General features: G+C 56.4%; 4 protein-coding genes. 3 read left to right on the top strand and 1 reads right to left on the bottom strand.

Annotated elements, in window-relative coordinates:
* The first annotated feature begins 55 nt into the window (after positions 1–55).
* From A3754_RS17515 to A3754_RS17505, 3 genes are all read left to right on the top strand, one after another.
* A complete protein-coding gene (locus tag A3754_RS17515) occupies positions 56–805 on the top strand; it encodes an electron transfer flavoprotein subunit beta/FixA family protein (protein WP_063520733.1) in 750 nt (249 codons plus the stop codon).
* A complete protein-coding gene (locus A3754_RS17510) occupies positions 805–1,734 on the top strand; it encodes an electron transfer flavoprotein subunit alpha/FixB family protein (RefSeq protein ID WP_063520731.1) in 930 nt (309 codons plus the stop codon). Before A3754_RS17515 ends, A3754_RS17510 begins: the two co-directional genes overlap by 1 nt.
* A 219-nt stretch (positions 1,735–1,953) precedes the next feature.
* Entirely contained in the window at positions 1,954–2,730 is a 777-nt protein-coding gene (locus A3754_RS17505; protein ID WP_063520730.1) for an SDR family oxidoreductase, read from the top strand.
* A gap of 93 nt (positions 2,731–2,823) precedes the next feature.
* Here the strand turns inward: A3754_RS17505 and A3754_RS17500 are convergent.
* A partial coding sequence (locus A3754_RS17500) for an LTA synthase family protein (protein ID WP_197468698.1) occupies positions 2,824–4,861 on the bottom strand: 2,038 nt, incomplete at its 5' end.

Genomic DNA, 4,861 nt, shown 5'->3' with positions numbered 1-4,861 from the left:
CGGCGTCATGTCGCCTCCTTCTACAAGTCACCCAATGGAACATTCCGAGGATCCTATGAAGGTTCTTGTACCTATCAAGCGGGTCGTTGACTACAACGTCAAGGTTCGCGTGAAGGCTGACAACACTGGTGTTGATCTCGCCAATGTTAAAATGGCCATGAATCCCTTTTGTGAAATCGCTGTAGAAGAAGCGGTGCGTCTGAAAGAAAAGGGCGTGGTTACCGAAATCGTTGCCGTTTCCATCGGTCCCAAGACCGCTCAGGAACAGCTGCGTACGGCTATGGCTCTGGGCGCTGACCGCTCCATCCTGGTCGAAACTGACGAAGACGTTCAGCCGCTGGGCATTGCCAAGGCGCTGAAAGCCATCGTTGATGAAGAAAAGCCTGAGCTGGTTATTCTGGGCAAGCAGGCCATCGATGGTGACAACAACCAGACTGGCCAGATGCTGGCTGCTCTGACTGGCATGCCGCAGGGTACCTTCGCTTCCGAAGTGAATGTGGCTGACGGCAAGGTGAAAGTGACCCGTGAAATCGACGGCGGCCTGCAGACTGTAGAGCTGAACCTGCCGGCGGTGGTCACCACTGACCTGCGTTTGAACGAGCCGCGTTACGCGTCTCTGCCGAACATCATGAAAGCCAAGAAAAAGCCGCTGGACACCAAGACCGCTGCTGATCTGGGCGTTGACCTGACTCCGCGTGTAACCACCGTTAGCGTTGAAGCACCCGCCGAGCGTCAGGCTGGCATCATCGTTGGCTCCGTAGACGAGCTGGTCGAGAAACTGAAGAACGAAGCGAAGGTGATCTGATGAGTGTATTAGTTTACGCCGAACACGATAACGCCGCGCTCAACAAGGTCACTCTGAGCGTCGTTGCTGCTGCCAAAGCTATCGGTGGCGACATCACCGTACTGGTTGCCGGTAAAGGCTGTGGCGCTGTTGCCGAAGAAGCTGCCAAGGTTGATGGCGTTTCCAAGGTCCTGTGTGCTGACAACGAAGCCTACGAGCACCAGCTGGCTGAAAACGTTGGTGATCTGGTTGCTGAAGTGGCTGCCGATTACACCCACGTTCTGGCTGCTGCTACCACCACAGGCAAGAACTTTGCTCCGCGCACCGCTGCTCTGCTGGACGTGGCTCAGGTTTCCGAGATCTCTGAAGTTATCGACGCGGATACTTTCAAGCGTCCGATCTACGCCGGTAACGCCATCGCTACCGTGAAGAGCTCTGATGCCAAGAAAGTAATCACCGTGCGTGGTACTTCTTTCGATGCTGTAGCTGCAGAAGGCGGTTCCGCTGCTGTTGAAGCCCTGGACGTTGCCAAGAACGCGGGCACTTCTTCCTTCGTGGGTGAAGAGCTGGCCAAGTCTGACCGTCCTGAGCTGACCTCTGCCGAGATCGTGATCTCCGGTGGTCGTGGCATGGGTAACGGCGACAACTTCGAAATCCTGTACAAGCTGGCTGACAAGCTGGGCGCTGGCGTGGGTGCATCCCGTGCTGCCGTTGACGCAGGCTTCGTACCGAACGACATGCAGGTGGGGCAGACCGGTAAGATCGTCGCTCCGAACCTGTACGTTGCTGTGGGCATCTCCGGTGCCATCCAGCATCTGGCCGGTATGAAAGACTCCAAGGTCATCGTTGCTATCAACAAGGACGAAGAAGCCCCGATCTTCCAGGTGGCTGACTACGGCCTGGTGGCTGACCTGTTTGAAGCTGTACCGGAGCTGGACGGCAAGCTGTAAAAACCTGCTTCCCGCACCAACAAAAAACCCGGCCTTGTGCCGGGTTTTTTGTTATTGAGCTACGAGCTACGCTCAATTGGATGGGGAAATGCCAAAAGCTCCCGATTTCCTGCATTTCAACGAAGCCGCTGTAGGAGCGCCACTGGAGGCGCGAACCGTGCGTAGCACGGCATCGTCCGCAGGACGATCAATGCTGGAAGCTAGAAGCTGGAGCAAATAATGTTTTCAGGAAAAGCAGCCCTTATCACCGGCGCCTCCAGTGGTATTGGCGCAGAAATGGCACGCCAGCTGGCAGCGGCTGACTGTAATTTGATTCTGGTGGCACGACGTACCGAACGCTTGAATGCGTTGGCAGAAGAACTGTCAACAGTGTCTGTGCAGGTGATCACGTTGGATCTGTCAGATCCGCTGGCGCCGCAAATGCTTTTTGATGAAGTGGCCCGTCGTGGCCTGCTGGTGGACATCCTGATCAATAGCGCCGGCTTTGGCTTCCAGAAACCCTTGCTGGCAATGAGTCTGGAGGAGCAGCTCGGCATGGTGGATGTGAATGATCGTGCCCTGCTGGCCCTGACGCGATTGTTTGCTGCGCCCATGGCAGAGCGAGGTAGGGGCTGGATTCTCAATGTCAGTTCGGTGTCCGCCTGGTTTCCGATTCCCGGTATGGCCACCTATGCGGCCAGCAAGGCTGCGGTGCTGCACTTGAGTCGAGCACTCCACGAAGAGCTGAAACCGTTTGGTGTGGTGGTGACGGCACTGTGTCCGGGTGGCACGCGTACCGAATTTTCTTCTCTGGCCCGTGAAAAAATGGATCCGGATCTGGAAAAGGCGATGATGCCAGCGGATCGGGTAGCTGCTGCAGGATTGCAGGGACTAATGGCGGGGAAAGCGGTGGTGGTACCCGGTGCCCTGTATAAGCTGATGGTCGCGGTAACACGATTCTTGCCCGGAGTTTGGGTCACCCGGCTAGCGGGGTTGGTGATGGGCCGGCATGACTAGAAAAAACAGTCTCTGACGCTGACAACAGCAGGCGCGGGGGGCACCTGCTGTTGTCGAGCTTGTGGCGTCAGAAATCAAGCGTTGCTTCAATGCTTATTGCTGCGCCTTGTCGTCTTTGTTGTCCACGTTGTCGTAGAACAGGTAGCGCGCGGTTTCGTATTGTCCGCGGGCCAGCTCGTACAGTTTCTCAAACACTTCCGGGTGTTGTTCGGCGCGGTCGGTTTCCGGGTCGTCGCTGTGCAGGTCGTGGAGGGTGGCATTGCTGCCGTCGTGGTTCATGCGCACGAAGTAATCCTTGGTCAGCGCGCCATATACGGGGCGTGGACCTTCCTGCATCACCACAAAGTTAACGCGATCGCCTTCCGGCGCCGGGCTTTGAATGTCACGGCCCAGAGTTGTGTTGCGGTAGGTCAGCCCCAGCATGCCAGCGATGGTTGGCATCACATCGGTTAGCCCCACTGATTGTTCAATAACACGGTGTTTCAGGTAAGCGGGCGCATAAATCATGTGCGGCACATGATTGCTCTCCAGTCCCAACTTCTCCATGGCCGGTGGCATGTGTGGGATGGTGGTAATGCGGTTGTTGTGATCGCCGAAGAACACAAAAATGGTGTTATCGAAGTAATCACTGGCCTGTGCCATTTTCATATATTCGCCCACGTTGTAATCCAGCAGGCGTACCGCATTGTATTGCGCTGGATTACGGAATCCATGCTTTGCCAGCTCTTCTTCCGGCATATCGCGTACTTCGAAATCCCCGTTCTCTTCGGGGATGGTGAAGGGGCGGTGATTGCCGGCGGTCTGGATAAAGGCGAAGAAGGGTTGATCGTCCGGTAGATCATTGAGGATCTGGTTGGATTCGCGGAACAGTTCCAGATCGGAGATGCCCCAAACGTCAACGTTGGGGGCCTTCCAATCGCCTTCCTCGTACAGTTCTATCCCGTCAATGCTCTGCTTGATCAGTCCGTCGATGTTGGCCCAGCCGGCGTTGCCGCCGACGAAGTAGAATTTGCGGTAGCCCTTGAATTCATTCAGTACCATGCGTTGATGGCTGGTGAGAGGGTTGCGGCTGGCACTTTCCGTGGGGGCAACATCGGGGATGCCTGTGAAGGTCGCCCAGATGGTTTTGGCGGTGCCGGTAACAGGCACGTAGAAATGTTTGAAGAACCAGCCTTCGCTGGCAATTTTGTCCAGGTTGGGGGTGGGATCAAACGGTGTGCCGTAGGCGCCTACCCGGCTGGCACCGAGGGATTCCAGCATCACGAATACCACGTTGGGCGGTCGATCGTAATCGAGCTTATGGCTTTGCACATCGACGACGCGGTCGAAGTTCAGGTTCTGGCGTTGCGCTGGCGGGATATCCAGATAATCCGCCATGACAGGGTAGTACTTCTGCACTGCTTCCTTGTCGTAGGGGGAGGCCGGGATCAGGGTGGTGTCGTAGAAGTACAGCACCGGGTTTAGTCCCAATGATCCGACCGCCTTGTTGCCGGTGGCGAAGGCTTCGCTCCAGCGCAGCGGGATTGGGTTAAGAATATTGATGTCGCTAACCCGGCCCAGAATTGCAAAGAAGAACAGCGTGAAACAGACGAAAAAGCCGAATGTGGCCTGGCTTTTGGCAATGCGGGTTTGCGGACGGCCGAGCAAGGTTTTCTCAATCCACAGGGCGGCCCAGAAGGTGAGCGCGGTGGTGAGCAGCCAGCCCAGGGTAATCCAGATCACTGGATAGCTTTCCCAGACCATCTGGGTGGAAATGGCGGTGTCTTCCAGAAAACGCAACGCGGTGACATTGAGCCGGTCGGCCAGGTAGGCGTAGTGACCAAAGTCGAGAATATAGGTGAGCACCAGCAACAACAGGGCGAACAGCAGGTAGGCATGGCCGATGAAGCGGGCGATGCTGCTGCGTAACAAGTTCAGCCAGGGCAGGTAGGCCAGTGCGGCCAACGGGAGCATCAGCAGCAGGGCCAGGCGCAGGTCAAAGCGAAGGCCAATGCCCCAGGCGGTGAGAATGGTGTCGGTGGCAATGTCACTATCACCGGATAAAGGGGAAAAGCCGAAATAAAACACGGCGCGCAGAACAACCATCAGCGAGAAAAAGAGAGCAGTGATGGCCAACAGGTACTGCAGGCGT

It is taken from the genome of Alcanivorax sp. HI0083 (genome assembly GCF_001635175.1).
Note: the sequence above shows the minus strand (reverse complement) of the source record. Positions and strands in the feature narration are given on the sequence as shown.